3 protein-coding genes are annotated in these 3,232 nt (G+C 74.0%); all 3 read right to left on the bottom strand.

The window, feature by feature from the left end:
* Positions 1–1,136: macrolide family glycosyltransferase (locus ACFUEL_RS37430; protein ID WP_380242326.1), on the bottom strand; the 1,136-nt coding region annotated here is incomplete at its 3' end.
* Positions 1,137–1,389: 253 nt separating this feature from the next.
* A complete protein-coding gene (locus ACFUEL_RS37425; protein ID WP_014135467.1) occupies positions 1,390–1,728 on the bottom strand; it encodes a P-II family nitrogen regulator in 339 nt (112 codons plus the stop codon).
* On the bottom strand, positions 1,725–3,056 hold the full coding sequence (locus tag ACFUEL_RS37420) for an ammonium transporter (RefSeq protein ID WP_380242324.1): 1,332 nt from the start codon (positions 3,054–3,056) through the stop codon (positions 1,725–1,727). The genes ACFUEL_RS37425 and ACFUEL_RS37420 overlap by 4 nt, the downstream gene beginning before the upstream one ends.
* Positions 3,057–3,232 lie beyond the last annotated feature (176 nt).

Below are 3,232 nucleotides of genomic sequence, written 5' to 3'. Positions count from 1 at the left end.
CCCTCGGACGCCGCCCGGGCGCTCAGCTCCCGGGCGCGGGCCGCCACCGCCGGGCTGCCGACCAGCTCGTCCAGCGCCGCCCGCAGCGCCTGCGGCGTGGCGTCCGCCGTGTCGATCCGGCGGGCCACCCCGAGCTCGACCAGCCGGTCGGCGTTCATGAACTGCTCGGCGGCCTGCGGCACCGCGATCATCGGCACCCCGGCGAGCAGGCCCTCCCCGCAGCCGCCCATCCCGGCGTGCGTGACGAAGGCGTCGGCCTGCGCCAGCACCGCCCGCTGCGGCACCCAGGGGTGCACCTCGACGCCGGGCGGGACCTCCCCCAGCTCCGCCGGGTCGGTGTGCCTGCCGATCTGCAGCACCAGGTGCCAGCCGGGGAGGCCGCCGAAGGCCGCCAGGCAGCGGCGGTAGAACTCCGGCTGCCGGGTGTACGCCGAGCCGAGCGAGACCAGCAGCACCTTCTCCGCGCCGGCCGGGCGCCGCCAGCTCCCCTGCTCGGCCCGCAGGTCGAAGCACGGGCCGACGAAGTCCACCGCCTCCCGGTCGACCCGGTCGGCGTGCGGCTGCATCGCCTCGGTGATCATCGCGACGGCCCGGGCCGGCCGCCCGGAGAAGGCGTCCACGTCGAGCGTGGTGGCGCCGCTGCCTGCCAGCCACTCGGCGAACCGGGCGAAGTAGGCGTCGGCGCCGGGCAGCCGGCGCAGCTGGGCGCCGATCTCCTCCTGGTAGCCGTCCCACCCGACGATGGTCGGCGAGAGCTGCACGACCGGCCGGCCCTGCGCCTCGGCCAGCGCCCGGGCCGCGTAGGCGCCGATGTCGTACAGGTAGAGGTCGGCCGGGTCGGTGTCGTAGTGGGCGCGCAGCCGGGGCAGCAGCGCGATCGCGTCCTCCAGGAAGACGCGCATGGCGCCGATGGCGTCCTCCGGCCAGTCGTGGTCGGCGACCGGCAGGGTGGAGGGGTAGGGGACGAGCTCGGCGCCGGTGGGGGCGATCAGCTCGGCGACGGCGGGGTCGTTGGCGTACGTCACCCGGTGGCCGCGGGCGACGAGCTCGCGGATCACCTCCAGGCTCGGGCGGACGTGGCTGACGGCCGGGATGCCGACCATCGCGATGTGGGCACGACGGGGTGGACGGGTCATGCGGAGAGCACCTGCTTCCGTTCTACGGGGGCGTGGACAACACACCGCACCGCCGGGGCGCCGTCGTACGGGCGCGCGGGCGGGCGGGACGCACGGGCTCGGGGCGCTGCCCCGGCCGCGTCAGCCGTAGATCTGGTGGAAGGCGGACATGTCGGGACACTAACCCGGAACCGGCCGGGCCGCATCCGATTAACGGCGCGAGAAGCCCCCGGGAGCCGCAACTCCCGGGGGCCGGAGTCGGATTGACCGACCGTCAGACCGCGTCCGGCCCGCGCTCGCCGGTGCGGACCCGGACGATGCCGTCCACCGGCACCACCCACACCTTGCCGTCGCCGATCTTCCCCGTCCGGGCGGCGGCCACGATCGCGTCGGTGACCCGCTCGGCGTCCTCGTCCTCCACCACCACCTCGATCCGGACCTTCGGCACCAGGTCGATCCGGTACTCCGCGCCGCGGTACACCTCGGTGTGGCCGTGCTGCCGCCCGTAGCCGCTGGCCTCGGTGACGGTCAGGCCGTGCACGCCGAGCTCCTGCAGCGCGGTCTTGACCTCGTCCAGCTTGAACGGCTTGACGACGGCGGTGATCAGCTTCATACCGTGCGGGTCCTGTCGGAGGCGGGCGCACCGTGCGGGTGCACGCTGGTGGCGTGGGCGGTGGCGGAGCCGTGGCCCAGGACGCCGTGATCGTACGCGTTCTCGGCGTGCACGGCGAGGTCCAGACCGGTGAGTTCGTGCTCGGGCTCGGCCCGGAAGCCCATCACCCGGTCGATCGCCCGGCCGATGCCGTACGTCGCGCCGAACGCGTACCCGGCGACCACCAGCACCGCGACCAGCTGCCTGCCGAGCTGGCCGAGCCCGCCGCCGTGCAGCAGCCCGGCGGGGCCGCCGGTCATCACGGCGGTGGCGAACAGGCCGATCAGCACGGTGCCGAGGACGCCGGCCACGAAGTGCACGCCGACCACGTCGAGCGAGTCGTCGTAGCCGAGGCGGAACTTCCAGCTGACGGCGTAGCAGCAGACCACGCCGGCGGCCAGGCCGATCACCAGCGCGCCGAACAGGTCGACGCTGCCGCAGGAGGGGGTGATGGCGACCAGTCCGGCGACCGCGCCGGAGGCGGCGCCGAGGGTGGTGGCGTGGCCGTCGCGCTTCTTCTCGACCACCAGCCAGCCGAGCAGGCCCGCGCAGCCGGCCGCCTGGGTGTTGAGGACCGCGGCGGCGGCCAGCCCGTTCGCGCCCATCGCGGAGCCGCCGTTGAAGCCGAACCAGCCGAACCAGAGCAGGCCGGCGCCGAGCAGCACCAGCGGCAGGTTGTGCGGGCGCATCGCCTCCTTCTTGAAGCCGAGCCGCGGGCCGAGCAGCAGGGCCAGGGCGAGGCCGCTGGCGCCGCAGTTGACCTCGACGACGGTGCCGCCGGCGAAGTCGAGGGCGCCGAGGTGCCTCAGGATCCAGCCGTCGGGGGCGAACACCCAGTGCGCGACCGGCACGTAGACCAGCAGTGTCCAGACGGCGGTGAAGGCGACCCAGGAGCCGAACTTGGCGCGGTCGGCGATGGCGCCGGAGATCAGCGCGGCGGTGATGATCGCGAAGGTCAGCTGGAAGGTCGCGAACAGCAGGGTGGGCACGTCGCCGGTGAGGTCGTGCGGGGTGATGCCGGACATGCCGAGGTGGTCGAGGGAGCCGATCAGGCCCCAGCCGGCGTCCTTGCCGAAGGCCAGCGAGTAGCCGGCCAGCAGCCAGACCACGGTGACCACGGCGATCGACGTGAAGCTCATCATGATCATGTTGAGCACGCTCTTGGTGCGCACCATGCCGCCGTAGAACAGCGCCAGGCCCGGTGTCATCAGCAGCACGAGCGCGGTGCAGGCCAGCAGCCAGGCGGTGTCGCCGCTGTCCAGGGTGGGTGGGGAGTCAGCGAGGAGCATGCGGGGAGTGTCGCCGGGCCGGATTTCGCGTCGTCGTCACCGGTGTTTCAGCGGTGTTTCGTGTTGCCCGGGGGTTTCCGGGATCTCACCGTTCGGACACCCGGCAGGCAACCCGGCCGGCGGTGCGGCGGGACGCGCCGGGGCCCGGCAGCCGGTGTGGTGCGGCGGCCGGGCCC

Source organism: Kitasatospora sp. NPDC057198, from assembly GCF_042670125.1.
GTDB lineage: Bacteria > Actinomycetota > Actinomycetes > Streptomycetales > Streptomycetaceae > Kitasatospora.
The sequence above is the reverse complement of the archived record's forward strand: the minus strand, read 5'-3'. Positions and strand labels throughout refer to the sequence as shown.

What these genes read in the sequence shown, in the direction of transcription:
- ACFUEL_RS37420 (WP_380242324.1), bottom strand. Translation starts at nt 3,056, where the DNA reads ATGCTCCTCGCTGACTCCCCACCCACCCTGGACAGCGGCGACACCGCC.
- ACFUEL_RS37425 (WP_014135467.1), bottom strand. Translation starts at nt 1,728, where the DNA reads ATGAAGCTGATCACCGCCGTCGTCAAGCCGTTCAAGCTGGACGAGGTC.